Origin of the sequence: Leifsonia sp. EB34 (assembly GCF_041260585.1) — a bacterium.
GTDB lineage: Bacteria > Actinomycetota > Actinomycetes > Actinomycetales > Microbacteriaceae > Leifsonia.
Window position 1 is genome coordinate 409,711 of record NZ_JBGCCV010000001.1, and the last position, 16,467, is coordinate 426,177.

Genomic DNA, 16,467 nt, shown 5'->3' on the forward strand with positions numbered 1-16,467 from the left:
CGCTATTGCACGGGCGCCGCCCGCGCCTCCGCGAGCGCCTGCGCCCGGCGGTAGTGCCGCAGCACCAGCCACAGCGTGACGATGCCCGCCGCCGACACGATCGCCAGCCCCACCACGTAGAGCACGGTCGCCAGCGACTCCACCTGGTTCGCCGTGCCCTGCTGCAACCCTCCGCTCTGCAGCTCCTGCACCGCCCTCCCGTTGGTCAGCACCGCGAAGAACGTGGCGACGTCCGACGCGGAGTCCCAGGCCGCGTGCAGCAGCGACACGCACGCGTAGGTGAGCAGGATCCACCACGACCAGCGGAACCGTCTCCCGCCGTGGGCCGCGCCGAAGATCACCGCGCCGAGGATGGCCGTCCACAGCACGTGCCCGACCGGCGCGAGGATGGCGCGCACCAACTCCGTCTGCAGCAGGGAGACCAGGTCGATTCCGCGGGAGGTGATGGCCGCGTTGAACGCATAGCCCGCCGACTCGAACGCCGCGAAGCCCGCCCCGATCGTCGCGCCGAGCAGAGCGCCCTGCTTCGCGGTCTTCGGCACGGTCCGCCAGCCGAAGATCAGCAGCAGCACCACTTTGACGAACTCCTCGATCAGCCCGACCAGGCCGTAGACCCAGAAGCTCTGGTGGAGGTCGGCCTCCAGCAGCGAGGCGCCGAGCACACCGAAGATGCCGCCGACGAAGAACGCGAGGATGAGCTGCAGCGTGCTGATCGACCCGGTCACGCGCTCGATGGCGAACAGCACGACGCAGAACGGCACCAGGAAGCTGCCCAGCAGGATGAGCGTCGGGACCAGGTTGATATTGCCGGTGAACGCGGTGACCACGATGGTGACCACCCACAGCCCGAACCCGGCCAGGAGCGTTTTCCACCACCAGCCGTGGTGGTGGTGCGGGTGGGCGCGATCCTCGACGTCCAGGGTTTCGGCGGAGGTCATGCGGCCGACGTTAGCCGCATCGGGCCGCCGGGCCTACCCCTCCGGGTCCCGGTTGACGATCGTGAACGCGAGCTGCGCGGCCGGGCCGAAGATCGGGAGGGCGCGGGCGGCGGCGGGGAGGTCGAGCACGGCGTGGATGACGTTGCGGTCCTGCCGGTCGGGGGTCAGCGTGAGCTCGTCCGCCATCTGGCCGACCTGGTTCACCGCCCCCGGAACCGCGCTGTTCCAGCCCGTCCATGCGCCGAACCTCCCGTCGGCGGCCCGGCCGATGTCGACGATCAGCACGTCCTGCCAGTCGCCGACCTGCTCCAGGTTGCTGGAGAAGTCGAAGACGCCGTCGTGCGTGATGACCTGGTAGACGCGGAGGGTGAGGGCGTAGCGGGAGAGGTCCTGGCTGAGGCGGGCGTAGTCGGAGGCGACCGGCGCGGCGGCGGCCGCCGCGGTGAGGTCGTGCGCGACGGAGGCGACCGCGGCGGCCGACACCTCGGGGAGCGTGGGGTCGAGGGGGTTCTCGAGGGCGATGTCCACCGGCTGGAGCGAGGCGGCGTCGGCGGCGGGCTCGTCCTCCCCTGCTCCGAACGACTCCACGAAGCGGTGCCACCAGCCCTGGCGCGCGGGCGCGGCGCTCGGCGCGGTCGGCGCGGCGTGCGCGGTGCTCGACGCGGCGGGCGCGGTGCTCGACGCGGCGGGCGCGGCGGCCGGCCCCGTGTCGTCCCCCACCCCCGGGGTGACGTGCGTGGGCGGGAGGTCGGCGGGCGGCTCCTTCGAGAACAGGAACGTCCCCACCAGCGGGATGGGCGCGTCCACCGAGTCGTCGCCCGTGGCGCCGGGCGCGTGCTGTGCGATCTCCGCGTTGAGCTGAACCGGGTTGTAGTGCATGGCCTTCTGCTCGGTGATCAGCACCGACAGCCCGCGGATGGCGAGCTGGAGGTCGGCCTGCCACGCGACGTCCGGCTGCGCGGCCACGACCGACGCGGGCGGCAGCTTGCTCAGCTCGACCTGCACCGCCCAGTGCCCGAACAGGAAGCGCGACAGGTTCTGGTAGCCCTCCTCGGAGTTCACCTCGCCGTAGGGGCCGGAGTGCGACTTGTAGACGAACGCACGGTGCGCGCCCTTCACGTAGGCGTTCTCGATCAGCACCAGCCCGTCGCTGCGCGGCCCGACGCCGAGCTTCGCCAGGTTGTAGTCGTTCTGGTCGGTGCCGATGATGCAGAACACGTCGTCCACGTCGAAGACCGACGGCGGGATGATGCGCGGGTCCCAGGTGTGCCCGACCGGGGTGTCCCCGAACTTCTTGCCCGGGGTCAGGTAGCCGTACATCTTGGGCGGCGAGAAGATGTCCGACCCGGCCGGGCCGAAGGTCTCCATCAGCCAGTTGAGGAGGCCGCCGGTGAACACGATCCCGCCGTGCGGCGTCGCGTAGGTGCAGAGCTTGGCGACCAGCTCCTTCGCCGGGATGCGGCCGTCCTCCTCGCACACCTTCTGCATCATGCAGCGCGCGACCAGGCCGCCCATCGAGTGCGCGACCAGGAACACCTTCGGCGCCCCGGTCTTGGCACGGACCAGCAGCACGAGGTCGTACAGCTCGCGCGCGGCCTGCTCGATGTCGAAGCCGCGCGACTCCAAGTGCTCGTGGACCAGGTCCTCGGTCCAGGTCACCGCCCGGTCGAACAGGTTACCGGAGCGCGGCGTCGGCGCCGCATAGGTGGTGGCGGCCTCGTCGTAGAAGCGGTGGATCCAGATGGACTTCTGCGCCAGCGAGCCGTCAGCGGCGGTCGCCAGCAGCTCCTTCTGGCTGCCGCGCACGAGCACCTGGTAGGCGCGCTCCCCCAGCAGCCGTAGCAGCGGCCCCTCGAACTGGTAGAACATCGGCTCGCCATCCCCGTTGACCCGGGTGTGGGTGGCGCCCTCGTTGAAGCCGTAGAAAGGATCGTTGACCGTGGAGTCGATCTGGCTGGTCGGGCCGGCATACCCGCGGCAGTAGACGATCGGCAGCTCTTGCACGGGGACAGGGTCCCGCCGATAGTGAGGAAGTGTCAAGACCGGAGGGTCTACTGGCCCCTACTCCTGGTTTGCCCAAACACAACGCCGGACGGCCGGCCACCCGAAGGCGACCGGCCGTCCGTAGCAGCGAGAGCCTCAGCCCCCGATGCGGATGAGCTTCTTGTTGACGAACTCGTCGGCGCCGAAGCGGCCGAGCTCGCGGCCCGAGCCGGAGCGCTTCACGCCGCCGAAGGGCAGTTCCGCACCGTCGGCCAGCACGACGTTGACGAAGACCATGCCGGCCTCGATCTGGTCGGCGACCCGGAGGGCCTGCTCCTCGTCGGTCGTGTAGAGGTACGAGCCGAGCCCGAACGGGGTGTCGTTCGCGATGCGCACAGCGTCCGCCTCGTCCTTCGCGCGGAACACCTGCGCGACCGGCCCGAAGAACTCCTCCTTGGAGGCCGGGTTGTCCGGGGTGACGTCGGTGAGCACGGTCGTCTCGAAGAACGCGCCATTGCGGCCGCCGCCGCGCACCAGGGTCGCGCCGTTGGCGACGGCGCGCTTGACCTGCTCGTCCAGGCCCTCGGCCGCCTTCAGCGACGAGAGCGGGCCGAGCGCGGAGGACTCGCTGGTCGGGTCGGTGGCCTCCACCTCGGCGAGCTTGGCGGTGAACTTCTCCAGGAAGGAGTCGTACAGCTCGTCCGCGACCACGAAGCGCTTCGCGGCGTTGCAGGACTGGCCGCTGTTGTCGAGGCGGGCGTCGACGGCGTTCTGCACGGTCGCGTCCAGGTCGTCGGTCGAGAGCAGGATGAACGGGTCGGAGCCGCCCAGCTCCAGCACGACCTTCTTGAGGTTGCGGCCGGCGATCTCGGCGACCGCCGCACCTGCGCGCTCCGAGCCGGTCAGCGAGACGCCCTGCACGCGCGGGTCGGCGATGACCTTCTCGATCTGGTCGTGCGACGCGTAGATGTTGACGTAGGCGCCCTCCGGGAAGCCGGCGTCCAGGAACATCTTCTCGATCGCGGCGGCGGACTCCGGGCACTGCTCGGCGTGCTTGAGCAGGATGGTGTTGCCGATGATCAGGTTCGGGCCGGCGAAGCGGGCGACCTGGTAGTACGGGAAGTTCCACGGCATGATCCCGAGCAGCACGCCCAGCGCCGAGCGGCGGACGACCGCAGAGCCGGTGCCGTCGAGCAGCTGGATGGGCTCGTCCTTCAGGAACTCCGACGCGTGGTCGGCGTAGTACTCGTAGATCGCCCCGGCGAAGTCCACCTCGCCGAGCGCCTGCTCGACCGGCTTACCCATCTCGCGCACGATGATGTCGGCCAGCTCCTGGCGGCGCTCGATGTGCAGCTCCCCGACGCGGCGCACCAGGGCCGCGCGCTCCTCCACCGTGGTCGTCTTCGACCAGGTGCGGTACGCGTTCTCGGCCGACGCGATCGCGGCTTCGAGACCGGCGTCGGTGATCGTGTCGAAGGTCTTGACCGTCTCGCCCGTGGCGGGATTGGTCACGGCGTAGCTCATGTTGCTCCTTATTCCTACAGTGACGGGGTCGTGGCCCTGGGGTGAACGTGGCTGAGGCAGCCTCCGGCGAGGAGGCCTCGGTAAGACCCTACGGGTCCGGCGGGGCCGGCGCTACGCGCCGACGCGCCGCCTCGGCAGGAGTTCGGGCTCGGCACGCCGCGCGGACTCCTGCGGAACGCCGTCCGACAGGAGATCCAGCGGTGATCTCCTGTCATCGCCGCAGGCATGACTAGGCGCGGGAAGACCCGGGCACCACGGCGCACAGGGGTTGAACCGCCGTGGCGCCCGAAATCGACGCCTGACGCTCGCGCCTACCCCAGTGCCCGCGCCTTCAGGTGCGCGAACTCGTCCTGCGAGATCGCGCCAGAGTCCAGCAGCGCCTGCGCCTTGGCGATCTCGTCCGCCGGGCTCGCAGCGGAGGTGACGTCGCGGATGTGCGCGTCCACCGCGGCCTGCGTGTCGACGGCCTCCTTCATGTTCCGCTCCGCCATCCCGCGGCCGCGGGCGATCAGGTAAACCAGAGCGGTGAGGAAGGGCACGAAGATCAGGAAGATGATCCACACCGCCTTCCACCACCCGTTGAGCGTGTGGTCCCGGAACAGGTCGCCGATGATCGCGAACAGCGCGAACAGGTACGCGATGAAAGCGAAGCTCCAGAAGAACAGCGCCACGAAACTCCAGAAGTTGTTCATGATCGGTGCTCCTCCCCTTCGCCGGATCCTCGGCCCGGCGACCGGAATGTACCCCCGCGCGGCGTGCCGTGGCTACACCCGATTCGCGCGCATCCGGAAAAGTTCGGAATCGGGGCCGCCCGACCCGATTGGGACCTTCCCGGCGCCGTCCCGATGATGCATCCTGTGGCCGAGCAGGGCGGCCGGTGGGGAGGCCGGCCACGGAGCGCTCAGGGCCGCGCTGCCGGCCGGAACGAGATGCGGGGATGTTCGATGCGGGAGCTCGCCAGATTCGCGGGGGCGGTGGCCATTGTCGCCCTGGTCGCTCTGGCGACGACGCCCGGTGCCGAGCTGAGCACGGTCCGGCTGGTGGACGCGCTCGTGGTGCTGCTGGCGGCGGCGATGTGCGCGTTCTGCGCCGGGGTGGCGGAGGTGCGGCGTGGGCGGCCCGATACCGCGGCGGCGGATCCGGCGGCCAAGGCGCAGGCGCCGTCCTGAGCGCGGCCCGGCGGCCCGGCGACCCGGTGGCGCTGTGGCGCTGTGGCGTAGCGCTGCTGCTGTGCCCGTCCGACCCTGCTGTGTAGTTTGGTCCCATGACCGACCTCCCGGACGCGCTCCCCGCCGACTACGAGCCAGCGCACGTGTTCCGCGTGGTCGCCATGCCACTCGACCGCGGCTGGGGCGTGTGGCTGCGTGCCGCCGACGACAGCGTCATCCACAGCTTCGGGCTCGGGCTCCCTCCCGAGATGCCGTTCCGTCCCGACGTGCTCGAGGTGCTCGGCCCGGTGCTGAACCTGCAGTTCCGGTTGGCGTACATGGACGACGCGGCGTGGGACGAGCTGGACAACCACTGGTCGGCGGTCGTGTACGAGTACACCCCGCGGTAGCGCTCAGTCGTCGGGCGTGGACACCTGCTCGACGCCGTCGTCGTCGGCCAGGGTGCCGGGCACCGTCCCCTCGTAGAGGTAGGCCGCGGCCTCCGGCCACGCGCTGGCGTCGACCAGACGGAACACGTCGACCGCGGCGGCGCCCTCGAACGCCGAGGCCGCCCGGATCACCGCGGGAGGGCCGGCGCCGACGATCGGGAGCCGCCGACTCACGCCCTCGGCGGAGTCGTCCGGGTAGAGGAAGACGGCGACGAAGGTGCCGCTCGAATCGTCCATGAGCCCACCCCCCGAAAGTCTCCCGCGACGTGTGGCCGCATGATGCACCTGCCGTCCCGGACGCGGCAAGACGTGTCGTCGCCTGGTCCGGGGGACAAAATCTCGGGAATAGCCAAGGCGGTGCCGCACGAGGCACAATCCGCACATGAGCGAAGCCAACGCCACCGGCCCGACCGCCCTCGGCCCCGGCACCGTGCCCGGAGGCATCCCCCTCAAACTGCACCTGAGCGAGCCGGAGTACGCCGCGCTCGTCCGGATCGCGCTGCACCGCCACACCACGGCATCCCACCTGGTCGAGACGCTCGTGCTCCGCGCCCTCGAACACGCCGAGGTGCCGCCGCCGGCCGACTCGTCGCCGAAACGCTCGCACACGACCTACGACGAGGCGACGCGCGGGTTCACCCGGGACGGGGAGCGGGTGACCCTGCCCGAGCACTGACCGCGGTGGCAGGATGACATCGTGACCGAATCGATCCTCCTCGTCACCGGAACGTCCTCCGGTATCGGCCTCGCGACCGCGGTCGCCGCCGCCCGCCACGGGTTCACCGTCGTGGCCACCATGCGCGACCTCGGCAGGGCGTCCGAGCTGCGCGCGGCTGCCGACGCCGCCGGCGTCACCCTCGACCTGCAGTCGCTGGATGTGACGTCGCCGCGCTCCATCGAGGCCTGCCTCGACCACATCCGGTCGACGTACGGCCGCCTCGACGCCCTCCTCAACAACGCGGGCGCCGGGCACCTCGGGACGGTCGAGCTGGAGTCCGTCGAGGCCGTGCGCGCCGTGATGGAGGTCAACTTCTTCGGCGTCGTCGCGATGACCAAGGCGGCGCTGCCGCTGCTGCGCGAGAGCGGCGGCCGGGTGGTCACCGTGTCGAGCGTCGGCGGCGTGGTCGGCCAGCCCTTCAACGAGGCGTACTGCGCCGCGAAGTTCGCCGTCGAGGGCTTCATGGAGTCGCTGACACCGGTCGCCGCCACCGTGGGCGTCGGCGTGAGCGTGATCGAGCCCGGCGCCGTGACGACCGAGTTCGTCGCGAACGTGCAGGCGCAGCAGGCGCCGGCCGTGGCGGGGACGCCGTACGAGGGCGCGTTGAACGCGTACCTGGCGCGCACCGCCGCCGCGTTCGACCCGGCGGCGGCGCAGACCCCGGAGGGGGTGGCCGACGTGATCGTCGAGACGCTGACCGCAGCGCAGCCTCCCGCTCGCGTGCAGACGTCGGAGGCCGCGCAGCGGTTCGCCGCCGTGAAGCTCGCGGACCTGGACGGCGCGCACGTGCAGGCTGTGACCCGGCACTGGGTGACGGGCGCCTGACACCGCCCGGCTAGCGACGCCGCCCGGCTAGCGACGCCGCCCGGCTAGCGACGCCGCCCGGCTAGCGACGCCGCCCGGCTAGCGACGCCGCCCGGCTAGTGTCGCCGGCCGCCGACGAGCACGTAGATCAGCGGCACCGCGGACACGCTCATCAGCACGATCCCGAACGCCTGCACCGTCGGCAGCAGCACCGCGCCCGCGACCAGGAACCCGCTGAACAGGACCGCCGCGATGAGCCGCCGGGTGACGCGTTCGAGCCGCCCGATCCGCTGGTCGAGCGCCGGCGTCTTCACCGAGAAGTTGCCCTCCTCGATGCGGTTGACCATCCCGTCGAGCCGTTTCGGCAGCCGGACGGCCACACCCGCGATCGTCACGGCCTCCTTCAGGGCGTCCTGCACCATGTTGCCGCTCTCGTCGCGGAGGAGCTGCGTCGCGTACGGCTCGATCGAGTCCCACATGTTGAACTCGGGGTCGAGCGCGCTGCTCACGCCGGACGTGAGCGACATCGCCCGGATGATGAGGAGGAAGTGCTCCGGGAGCTGGAACGGCAGCGAGCGGATCACATCGCCGAACTGGATGGCGAAGTCGCGGAACTCGCGCTGGTCGACCTCCCGCAACTGCGCGAAGCCCATCCCGCCGAATCGCGCGAAGAGCTGCGTCATCGCCCGCTCCAGCTCGGAGGTGTCGGAGGTCGGCAGCAGCACCCCGACGTCGCGCATCGCGCTCACGAGCCCCTTGCCGTCGCGGCCCGCCGCCGCGATGAGGAGCTTGCGGAGGCCGCGCCGTGTGCCCTCGGGGACCTCCCCCATCATCCCGAAGTCGATGAACGTCAGCTTCCACGGGTGCGCCGTCGTCGCGTCCATCCCGTCGCCGGGCTGCGCGACTCTGGGCGTGACGAAGATGTTGCCCGGGTGCGGGTCGGCGTGGAAGAACCCGTTCGTGAAGAGCTGGTCGAACATGACGGAGGCGAACACCGGGGCCACGTGCGCCGGGTCGATGCCGGCGGCACGCAACGCGACCACGTCGGTAATCTTGATCGCCGTCACGTCTTCGAGCGTGAGCACGCGCCGCGTGGTTCGCTCCCAGACCACCTCCGGCACCGCCACGCGCGGGTCGTGGGTGAAGTCCTCCGCGAACCGCGCAGCGCTCCGTGCCTCGTGGAGGTAGTCGATCTCCTCCAGGCTGGTCGCCGCGAACTCTTCCACCAGCGCCGGCATGTCCACCCGGTCGGCCACCACCCGGACCCGCTTGAGCCAGCCGCCGACGCGCCGCAGCGCCGCGAGGTCGACGTCGACGATCGCGTCGATCCCCGGCCGCTGCACTTTGACGACGACGGTATCGAGCCCCGTCTCTTCGCGGTCCTGTGCGGCGAGCCGCGCCCGGTGCGCCTGCCCGAGGGAGGCCGCCGCGACCGGGACGGGGTCGATGCTGTCGAAGACGCGCTCCAACGGCATCCCCAGCTCAGCCTCGGCGAGCCGCCGGATGGCCTCGAACGGCACCGCCGGCACCTCGTCCTGCAACCCTTCGAGCTCCTTGGTGATCTCCGGCGGCAGGATGTCGAGCCGGGAGGACAGGAACTGCCCGACCTTGATCATCAGCCCGCCGAGCTCGACAGCCAGGTTGTGGAAGCGGCGGGCGAACCCCGTGAGCCGCTTGGTGCGCCCGCGTTCACTGAGACGCGCGAGCCCGATCCGCGGCAGGACGAGGTCGTACCACCAGATGTGGATGAGGTTGGCCGCGGCGAACCGCAGGATGCGGCGGTAGCGGGCCCGGGTCTTCCCCGAGCCCGCCACTGCTGATGTCCTGTTGTTCGTCCCTGGTGTCGTCGTCGCGCCTGATCCGGCCGCGTCGGGCGCCGCCACCCGCTCAGTCCTGGGCGTCCTGGGCGAGGATCGAGTACAGCTTCCGCCGCGCCTCGTCGAGGACCGCGGCGGCCTCCTTGACCTGCTCGGGCGTGCCCGTGCGCCGCACCTGGGCGGCGGCCTGCGCGAGCGCCATGCCGGCCTTCGGCAGCTCGGAGTCGAACGGGTTGTGCCCGCCGGTCCAGTTGCCCGGACCCCAGCCGCGGCTGTCCTCCTTCTTCTCCTCGGGAGCCCACGGCGCCGGCCCGGCCTCCTCGGCGGCCGCACGGCCCTCCTCGGTGAGCGAGTAGGTCTTGCGCCCATTGGACTCGTCGGCCGTGATGAGCCCCTCATCCGCGAGCAACTGAAGCGTCGGGTAGACGGACCCGGCCGACGGCTTCCAGCTCCCGCCGCTGCGCTCCTCGATCTCCCGGATGATCTGATACCCGTGCATGGGCTTCTCGGCGAGCAGCGCGAGCACGGCGGCGCGCACGTCGCCGCGGCCCATCCGGGTGCCGACCTTCTTCTCGAACTGCGACCGCAGCTGGTCGAACGCCTGGAACAGGCCGTCCGCGTTCATGTTGCCCCAGCCACCGCCGCCGGTGAATGTTCCGCTCATGATGTGCCTCCTGAAAGGGATCGGGGTGAGTCGGTAACGATAGTTAACGATATATCGTTCGAGGTGAAAACGGGAGGGTTCGCAGCGACTCGGAAGGTTCGCTGAACATGCGGAATCCGGCCGTCCGGCGTCACCCGAGACTTCACCTATTCAGCCCCTAACTGCACACGCCCACCCAGAGTCCGTCACGCGCGCGCGTCATCCCAACGTAGAGCTCACGTCGGTGGATCGTCAGGGCCTCGTCGTCCGTGCCGTTCGCATCCACGACCCACGCCGGGACGCGCGGCAGCATCACCTGCTTGAACTCGAGACCTTTCGCTCGCTTGATCGTGCCGACCTTGACGGCGTTCACGGGGATGCCCTTGTATTCGGTCAGTTCGTGCACCGGAATCCCCGCCGCTGTCAGTGTGCGAATGGCAGCCTGTACTCCTTGCGACGTCAGACACAGAACCCCGACATCGCCGGGCGGACACGGCAGGTTCGCGAAGTGAGCCACGAACTCCCTGTCGTGAACGGCTCGCGCGTCGAAGCGGCGGGAAATCGGCGCAGGGCCCGAGCGGGGGACGTTGCTGAGGCCATCGCGGCCCCGGACTCCCCCGTCGATGTCAGCGAACACGTCGCCTTCGATGAGCACGGACGCAAACTCCAGGATCTCGCGCGTGTTCCGGTAGTTGGTCGACATCACGACGCCGCGCCCGGCGATCGACACGTTCGCCTCATTGAGCGTGAAGCCTCCCGGGTAGATCGACTGCTGCCCATCGCCGATGAGGGTGAGACCATCCGCCTTGTCGCCTACGAGCAGATGCAGCATGCGGACCATCGCGCACGTGAGATCCTGCGCCTCGTCGATGACGACCGCGCCGTAGCCGGCCAGCGGCCTGTCCCGAAGAGACGCCTCCGCGCGCAGGATCACATCATCGAAGTCGTCCACTCCCCGACGCTTCAGCTCCTCCTGATAGGCGACGTACAACCTCCACACCTCACGGCGCTGATCCAGCCCGAGCGGCCGCCGTCGACCGGTTCTGGTCAGTTCCGCGTACTGCTCGAAGCGCGTAAGCCCGCGTCCCTTGATGACGTAGCTGATCTCGTCCTTCCAATAGCGCAGATTGTGGTCCACCTCGACAAGAGCACCACGCGCCCCCGTCGATAGCCACGCCGAGGTGAAGGCGTGATCCGCCTCGGTTCCGTTGAGTCTGATTCGGACCCCGCGCTGCTTGAGAAGACGTGACGCGAAAGCGTGGACACCCGTGAACTCCACTCGTCCGGCCACGTCCGGAGCGAGCCTCGCCAGCAGGTTTCCCAGCACGTCGGGAAGCGTCCTCACGAAAGACGTGACGAGGATCTTGTCCCGTTGAGAACGAGCGAGATAGGCAGCTCGATGAAGACCGATCACGGTCTTCCCCGTCCCCGCAGAGCCGCGCACACGCGAGGGACCATTGAAACTCCGACGGACGAGCTTCGCCTGGCTGGGATGAAGGAACGCCATCCATTCCTCGATCGGAGCCGCCATCAAGCCCTCGAGGAGAATGTCGGCAACCTCCTCGACATCGAACAACGGTTCAGGATCGGCCTCTGGGATCACAGGCTCGGCGATGCTCGCGTCGAGGTCGATCTGCGCCGCGTCGAGGACCGGGAAGTGACGGAGAGCAGCGGTCAGAACGCCATTGACCTGAGACTCTGTGAGCCGCCTGCCGTACGAGTTGATGTGCTTGGCTGCCTGCTTCTCTCCGACCACGACGACACCGGCGACCTCCGTCGCCCTCATCGTGCGTCCGGCGAGCACGACGACCACGTGGACCTGCCCCGGCGCGAGACCCAGCTCGGCCATGACCTCCTCGGTGCCACGTCCCACCTCGGCGAGTCCCGCGAGCTCATCGGTGACGTCGGCCTGGCCTCGGAAGATTCGGTTGAGCATGATCTCGACGTCAGCCCACGCCTTGGTGTCGACGATGAACAAGCCTCCCGGCCCGACCACGACGTGATCGATCTGGGCGCGCGAGCGCGAACCCGGCCAGCCTCGATCATGGACGAGGACGTATCCCGCGGCGGTCAGAGGAGCCAGACTGACCGCGACCTGCTTTTCCGTGCGATGGGCGATCATCCACCGTTCAGCGTCCTGGCGTGCGATCGCGGCAAGCCGATCGTGCTCCGCCGCCAAAGCTGCGCGCATTCGCGCTTCCTCCCCAGCCGAATATCCTGCCGAAGCCACGGGGTGCCCTCCCACTTTCGTTTCCGGCTTCAGCTTTGTCGGGACGCTCTGGTCTCGACACACCCAGTTGGAGGTACGAGCTGTCTACCGTGCGTTTTCCCAAACGATAGTGGTCAAACCGTGCCAGGCTGGACCCCGTGCCCCTCCCTCCCCCACCACCCGCCGCCATCGTCATCGCCGGCGGCCGCTCGACGCGTTTCGGCAGTGACAAGCTGCTCGCGGAGGTCGATGGGCGCACGCTGCTGCAGCGGACGATGGAGGCCGTGAGCGGCTGCGGGACCGTCGTCCTGGTGTCTGCGACCAACGAGACGGTGCCGCGCAGGGTCGTGGTCGTGTCCGAGTATCCGCGGTGGGGTGGGCCGTGCGCGGGCATCGCGGCGGGCGTTGCGGCGCTGCCGGAGACGGCCTCCGAGACCCTGATCGTCTCGGCCGATCTTGCTCGACCACGCAGCACGATCGCCGCGCTGCACGCCGTCGACGCGGGCGTGCTCGCCGACGACGACGGGAACGTGCAGTGGCTGCTCGCGCGTGTCCCGGTGGCGGCGCTCCGGGCGCAGCTCGAACAGCTCGACGTCACCGGGGGCACCGCCGGCCAGCCGGCCCGCGCGCTGATCGGGCACCTCGGCCTCCCGATCGTCCGCGCCCACCGAGACGCCGTCGCGGACATCGACGAACAGCACGACCTCGAACGACTGAAGGAGCGACACTGATGGAACCGCAGGAACTTGACGCCTGGGCCGGTGCAGCCGCGCGGCGGCTGGGTGTGAGCCTGGAGCCGGGCGACGTCGCCGCCCTGCTCGACCTCGCGAAGGACGCCGCCCACGGGGTGACGCGTCCGGCCGCGCCGCTCACGACCTACATCGCCGGGATGGCGGTCGGGGCCGGGCGGACACTCGAGGATGTCTCGCGGGAGCTGCGCGTGGCGATCGCGGAGGCCGGGCAGGCCGACGAAGGCTGAGCCGGCCTACATCACCGACATCAGCAGGACGCCGACGGCCATCCCGGCGACCTCGCCGAACTCCAGCAGTCCGCGTGCGCCGAGACGATGCGGGAGCCTGCGCGCCCGCGCCATCGTGACGAGCAGCCACGCACTGTAGGCGAGGTACCCCGCGACGAACGCGCCCACGATCGCACCGAGCGACACCCCGTGCGCGTGCGCCGCAACAGGAGCGCCGCCGCCGTGCGCCATCCCGAGCGACATCGCCACGAGCGCCGCCATCGTCACCCCGCCGAGGGCCCGGTGGAGGCTCATCGGCTGCACCCGACCCGCCCGTCGCTGCAGAGCGAACCCCGCCGACGCCAGCGACAGCACGACGGAGGCCAAGCCGACCCCGGGCACGGAAGCCCCCAGCACGCAGCCGACCATCGCCAGCACCATCAGTCCGGCGGACACCCACACGCGCACCGGACGCGGCGATCCGAGCAGGCAGCACGCGGAGACCGTGGAGGCCCCGAGCGCTCCCACGTCGAGCAGCATCAGTGCCCGCAGGTGCAATCCGCGCCGCAGGAGGCGGCCGTGGAAGGTGCAGCGTGGCACGACGCCGACGCCGACCGCGGCACGTCCAGTGTCGGGTTCCGGTCGAAGAATCCGTACGGCTTCAGCGTGAACCCCGCGTAGTCCACCGGCATGATCGGCCAGTCCTCCAGCCGCGGGAAGTGCGTCAGGCCGAACGTGTGCCACACCACGATGTCCTCGCCGTCGAGCGGGCGGTCCTGCGCGACGTAGGCGGGGAGGCCGGCGCCGCCGGGATGCAGGTTCACCGCGTAGCCGGCCGCCCACAGCTCGGACGGCTCGTACTGCGTCACCCAGAGGTGGTGGGCGGCGAAGCCCGCACGGCGACGCTGGTGCGCCTCGTCGGCCGAGAACAGCGCGGGCTCCGACGACGGGTGCAGCACGTAGCTGGTCGGGCGGCCGACGCGGTTGCGGCGGGAGGCGCTGCTGATCGACCAGACGCGGCCCACCGAGCCGTCGGCATCTCGAACAGCCGAGGACTCCGAGGACAGGCGGGTGATGGTCCGGCCGATCGCGCTCCCCCACGGGTTGCTCTCGGAGACGGGCACGCGTGCGACGTCGATCTCGTCGACCGCGTTGGCCACGCCGTCCACGGTCATGTCGAGCCGGGCGCAGAACATGTGCTGGTGCACGGGTGCGCCGAGGCCGGGCCCGAGCGGGGTGGAGTACGGGTCGTCGCCGCCGTCGTGGGCGCCGGTGAAGACGATGCCGGTCGCTTTGGCCTCCACCTCGAACGTGCCGTCCAGGTAGAAGTAGAAGTAGAAGCCGTAGTCGTAGTTGCCGACGGTCGTGAAGAAGGAGACGACCAGGCGGCGCTGGCGGCGGGCCTCCGAGGTGTGGGTGAACTCGTCGGTGTGCTTCCAGAGGATGCCGTAGTCCTCCTCGTGGATGCAGATCGCGTTCGTGATCACTCGCGGGTTGCAGAAGTCGTCGGCGACCACGGCATCCAGATAGAAGATGTCGCCGAGGCAGTCGCAGCCGAGCTCCAGCGAGTTGGCGAGGCGGCCGAACTGGTACTCGCCGGCGTCGTAGTAGTTCTGCCAGCCGTGGATGGGCGTGGGGTCGGCGTAGTTGACGACCATCTCCGAGATGGAGGCCCGGTACAGGATGGGGCGGCGCTCTTGCTGGTAGGTGAACGCGACGTCGTGGAGGGTGAGGCCCTCGCGGCCGTTGAAGCCGACGCGCAGGTCCCAGTTCTCCCAGCTCAGCACGCCGTCCCGGTATTGGAAGCTGACGCCCTCCGGCTGGGCGATCTCGATGGGCTTCAGCGAGGTGCGCAGCGGGCCGGTGACCTCCGGGTCGAGGTAGTCGCCGGACTCCATCGGGACGGTGTCGATCGGGGTCTCCACCAGGCGGATCACCGAGCGGGAGAGGGTGTCGACGTGGGCGACGACGCCGTCGATCGGGTGCGCCCACGGGAGGTCGGACTCGCTCCGCTGGACGAACGCGAGCACGCGGAACATCCGGCGGCCCTCCTCGTCGTCGTAGTCGAAGTGGCCGGCGGTCAGCGGGCAGGTGCGGACCGTGCTGAGGTCGTGGACTCCCCGCTTGGCGAGCGCGGCGACCCAGCCGGCGTCGGCCTTGACGATCTCGTCCACCAGGCCGAACTCCTCATCCAGGACGGGCGCGGTGCCCTCGGTCACAGGATCGAGCTCGCGGGTGTGGACGACGGTGCCGGTGGTGAGGTCGGCAACGGCCTGGGTGACGGCACCGGTCGAGAAGTCGAGCAGCAGGGCCTCCACCTCGCGGTGCAGGCCGGCGGCGCGGTCGGGGTCGAGGACGTCGCGCTTGTGCGGCTCGCGCAGCATCACGTAGGTGAACCGGGTGTGCTCGGTCACGAGGCCGGCGGCGGCGAACACCTCGCGGGCGCGGTCGATCTCGGCTCCGGTGAGCGCGGCGAGCGGGTGGGAGGTCGCGGTGGCGATCGTCAGGGACATTCCAGAAACTCCTTCGTCGGCGGATCCCGATTGTTATTGACTGTAGCGTCAAAAACCCGTGTTGGGAAGAGCGCGACCCCCTCGTCGTGCAAGATGGGACGCGTGCCGAAGATCGTCGATCACGACCAGCGCCGCCGCGACATCGTGGACGCCTACCTGCGCGTGCTCGCGCGCACCGGCGTCGCCGGGACGCACGGGCGCTCGGTCGCGGCCGACCTCGGCGTGGTGCCGGGCACCCTCTGGCACTACTTCGACTCGGTCGAACAGATCGCGGAGGCAGCGGCCCAGCGGGGGATCGACCGCACGCTGGAGCGGATCGCGGCGCGCACGGGCGACACCCGCGGGCTCGCGGCGCTGCTCGCGATCGCGGAGGAGATCCTGCCGACGTCCGCGGTGACCCGCGAGGAAGCGCGCGTGGTGGTGGCGTTCTGGGGGCAGGTGCACGCGGGCTCCGACCCCCGCTCGGCGTTCGGCCGGCCGCGCGAGTTCACCGAGCTGACCCGCACGGCGCTCGCGGACGCGGTGGCCGACGGCGAGCTCGTGGCGACCACGCCGATCGAGCCACTGGTGCGCCTGCTCGACTCGGTCTACGCCGGCGAACAGGTGATCTGGGCGGCGGAATCCGTGGAGGACGACACGACGCAGGTCCGCCGGACGCTCGCGACAGCGGTCGTGCCGTGGCTGAGCGGCACCGCCTCCCCCGCCGCCGCGACCCTCCGCGACTGGGCGAGCTGATACCCCCTGTAGACAATTGTCTACGGGG

The 16,467-nt window shown here is 70.2% G+C and carries 17 protein-coding genes; 7 read left to right on the top strand and 10 right to left on the bottom strand.

Annotated features, from left to right (window positions below; genetic code table 11):
• Positions 1 to 2: 2 nt before the first annotated feature.
• The 4 genes from ABIA36_RS02025 to ABIA36_RS02040 form a co-directional block, all read right to left on the bottom strand.
• A complete protein-coding gene (locus tag ABIA36_RS02025) occupies positions 3 to 938 on the bottom strand; it encodes a PrsW family intramembrane metalloprotease (RefSeq protein ID WP_369960607.1) in 936 nt (311 codons plus the stop codon).
• 33 nt (positions 939 to 971) lie between these two features.
• Positions 972 to 2,942, bottom strand: a complete 1,971-nt coding sequence (locus ABIA36_RS02030; protein ID WP_369960608.1) for an esterase/lipase family protein — start codon at positions 2,940 to 2,942, stop codon at positions 972 to 974.
• Between the two features lie 135 nt (positions 2,943 to 3,077).
• Positions 3,078 to 4,445 carry an NAD-dependent succinate-semialdehyde dehydrogenase gene (locus tag ABIA36_RS02035; protein ID WP_369960609.1) on the bottom strand — a complete coding sequence of 456 codons (1,368 nt, stop codon included), beginning with the start codon at positions 4,443 to 4,445 and terminating at the stop codon, positions 3,078 to 3,080.
• A 311-nt stretch (positions 4,446 to 4,756) separates the two neighbouring features.
• On the bottom strand, positions 4,757 to 5,137 hold the full coding sequence (locus ABIA36_RS02040) for an SHOCT domain-containing protein (protein WP_369960610.1): 381 nt from the start codon (positions 5,135 to 5,137) through the stop codon (positions 4,757 to 4,759).
• A 282-nt stretch (positions 5,138 to 5,419) separates the two neighbouring features.
• Between ABIA36_RS02040 and ABIA36_RS02045 the strand changes: the two genes are divergently transcribed.
• Both ABIA36_RS02045 and ABIA36_RS02050 read left to right on the top strand, forming a co-directional pair.
• On the top strand, positions 5,420 to 5,614 hold the full coding sequence (locus tag ABIA36_RS02045; protein ID WP_369960611.1) for a hypothetical protein: 195 nt from the start codon (positions 5,420 to 5,422) through the stop codon (positions 5,612 to 5,614).
• 95 nt (positions 5,615 to 5,709) lie between these two features.
• Positions 5,710 to 6,003: a hypothetical protein gene (locus ABIA36_RS02050; protein ID WP_369960612.1), complete on the top strand. Its 294-nt coding sequence runs from the start codon at positions 5,710 to 5,712 to the stop codon at positions 6,001 to 6,003.
• Between the two features lie 3 nt (positions 6,004 to 6,006).
• On the opposite strand, the gene ABIA36_RS02055 is transcribed toward ABIA36_RS02050, so the two are convergent.
• Positions 6,007 to 6,279: a hypothetical protein gene (locus tag ABIA36_RS02055; RefSeq protein ID WP_369960613.1), complete on the bottom strand. Its 273-nt coding sequence runs from the start codon at positions 6,277 to 6,279 to the stop codon at positions 6,007 to 6,009.
• A gap of 145 nt (positions 6,280 to 6,424) precedes the next feature.
• Between ABIA36_RS02055 and ABIA36_RS02060 the strand changes: the two genes are divergently transcribed.
• Positions 6,425 to 6,718, top strand: coding sequence for a hypothetical protein (locus ABIA36_RS02060; protein WP_369960614.1), 294 nt, complete (start codon positions 6,425 to 6,427; stop codon positions 6,716 to 6,718).
• Between the two features lie 21 nt (positions 6,719 to 6,739).
• Positions 6,740 to 7,585: an SDR family NAD(P)-dependent oxidoreductase gene (locus ABIA36_RS02065; protein WP_369960615.1), complete on the top strand. Its 846-nt coding sequence runs from the start codon at positions 6,740 to 6,742 to the stop codon at positions 7,583 to 7,585.
• Positions 7,586 to 7,680: 95 nt separating this feature from the next.
• Here ABIA36_RS02065 and ABIA36_RS02070 read toward each other — a convergent pair whose 3' ends face one another.
• From ABIA36_RS02070 to ABIA36_RS02080, 3 genes are all read right to left on the bottom strand, one after another.
• Positions 7,681 to 9,378, bottom strand: a complete 1,698-nt coding sequence (locus tag ABIA36_RS02070; protein WP_369960616.1) for an ABC1 kinase family protein — start codon at positions 9,376 to 9,378, stop codon at positions 7,681 to 7,683.
• A gap of 73 nt (positions 9,379 to 9,451) precedes the next feature.
• The gene (locus ABIA36_RS02075) at positions 9,452 to 10,045 is read right to left on the bottom strand and encodes a PadR family transcriptional regulator (RefSeq protein ID WP_369960617.1); all 594 of its coding nucleotides are present in this window, start codon (positions 10,043 to 10,045) and stop codon (positions 9,452 to 9,454) included.
• A 157-nt stretch (positions 10,046 to 10,202) separates the two neighbouring features.
• Positions 10,203 to 12,215 (bottom strand): UvrD-helicase domain-containing protein, encoded by a 2,013-nt coding sequence (locus ABIA36_RS02080; protein WP_369960618.1) that lies wholly within the window; start codon positions 12,213 to 12,215, stop codon positions 10,203 to 10,205.
• Between the two features lie 176 nt (positions 12,216 to 12,391).
• Between ABIA36_RS02080 and ABIA36_RS02085 the strand changes: the two genes are divergently transcribed.
• Positions 12,392 to 12,964 (top strand): molybdenum cofactor guanylyltransferase, encoded by a 573-nt coding sequence (locus tag ABIA36_RS02085; RefSeq protein ID WP_369960619.1) that lies wholly within the window; start codon positions 12,392 to 12,394, stop codon positions 12,962 to 12,964.
• Positions 12,964 to 13,212 carry a DUF6457 domain-containing protein gene (locus tag ABIA36_RS02090; RefSeq protein ID WP_369960620.1) on the top strand — a complete coding sequence of 83 codons (249 nt, stop codon included), beginning with the start codon at positions 12,964 to 12,966 and terminating at the stop codon, positions 13,210 to 13,212. The genes ABIA36_RS02085 and ABIA36_RS02090 overlap by 1 nt, the downstream gene beginning before the upstream one ends.
• A 6-nt stretch (positions 13,213 to 13,218) precedes the next feature.
• Here ABIA36_RS02090 and ABIA36_RS02095 read toward each other — a convergent pair whose 3' ends face one another.
• Both ABIA36_RS02095 and ABIA36_RS02100 read right to left on the bottom strand, forming a co-directional pair.
• On the bottom strand, positions 13,219 to 13,731 hold the full coding sequence (locus ABIA36_RS02095) for a hypothetical protein (RefSeq protein ID WP_369960621.1): 513 nt from the start codon (positions 13,729 to 13,731) through the stop codon (positions 13,219 to 13,221).
• On the bottom strand, positions 13,731 to 15,704 hold the full coding sequence (locus tag ABIA36_RS02100) for a primary-amine oxidase (RefSeq protein ID WP_369960622.1): 1,974 nt from the start codon (positions 15,702 to 15,704) through the stop codon (positions 13,731 to 13,733). Before ABIA36_RS02100 ends, ABIA36_RS02095 begins: the two co-directional genes overlap by 1 nt.
• Before the next feature lie 102 nt (positions 15,705 to 15,806).
• Between ABIA36_RS02100 and ABIA36_RS02105 the strand changes: the two genes are divergently transcribed.
• The gene (locus ABIA36_RS02105) at positions 15,807 to 16,439 is read left to right on the top strand and encodes a TetR/AcrR family transcriptional regulator (protein ID WP_369960623.1); all 633 of its coding nucleotides are present in this window, start codon (positions 15,807 to 15,809) and stop codon (positions 16,437 to 16,439) included.
• Positions 16,440 to 16,467: the final 28 nt, after the last annotated feature.

Coding starts and splice junctions, on each gene's coding strand:
- ABIA36_RS02055 (WP_369960613.1), bottom strand. CDS start 6,279: ATGGACGATTCGAGCGGCACCTTCGTCGCCGTCTTCCTCTACCCGGAC.
- ABIA36_RS02095 (WP_369960621.1), bottom strand. CDS start 13,731: ATGCTGCTCGACGTGGGAGCGCTCGGGGCCTCCACGGTCTCCGCGTGC.
- ABIA36_RS02035 (WP_369960609.1), bottom strand. CDS start 4,445: ATGAGCTACGCCGTGACCAATCCCGCCACGGGCGAGACGGTCAAGACC.
- ABIA36_RS02100 (WP_369960622.1), bottom strand. CDS start 15,704: ATGTCCCTGACGATCGCCACCGCGACCTCCCACCCGCTCGCCGCGCTC.
- ABIA36_RS02025 (WP_369960607.1), bottom strand. CDS start 938: ATGACCTCCGCCGAAACCCTGGACGTCGAGGATCGCGCCCACCCGCAC.
- ABIA36_RS02080 (WP_369960618.1), bottom strand. CDS start 12,215: ATGCGCGCAGCTTTGGCGGCGGAGCACGATCGGCTTGCCGCGATCGCA.
- ABIA36_RS02075 (WP_369960617.1), bottom strand. CDS start 10,045: ATGAGCGGAACATTCACCGGCGGCGGTGGCTGGGGCAACATGAACGCG.
- ABIA36_RS02090 (WP_369960620.1), top strand. CDS start 12,964: ATGGAACCGCAGGAACTTGACGCCTGGGCCGGTGCAGCCGCGCGGCGG.
- ABIA36_RS02050 (WP_369960612.1), top strand. CDS start 5,710: ATGACCGACCTCCCGGACGCGCTCCCCGCCGACTACGAGCCAGCGCAC.
- ABIA36_RS02060 (WP_369960614.1), top strand. CDS start 6,425: ATGAGCGAAGCCAACGCCACCGGCCCGACCGCCCTCGGCCCCGGCACC.
- ABIA36_RS02040 (WP_369960610.1), bottom strand. CDS start 5,137: ATGAACAACTTCTGGAGTTTCGTGGCGCTGTTCTTCTGGAGCTTCGCT.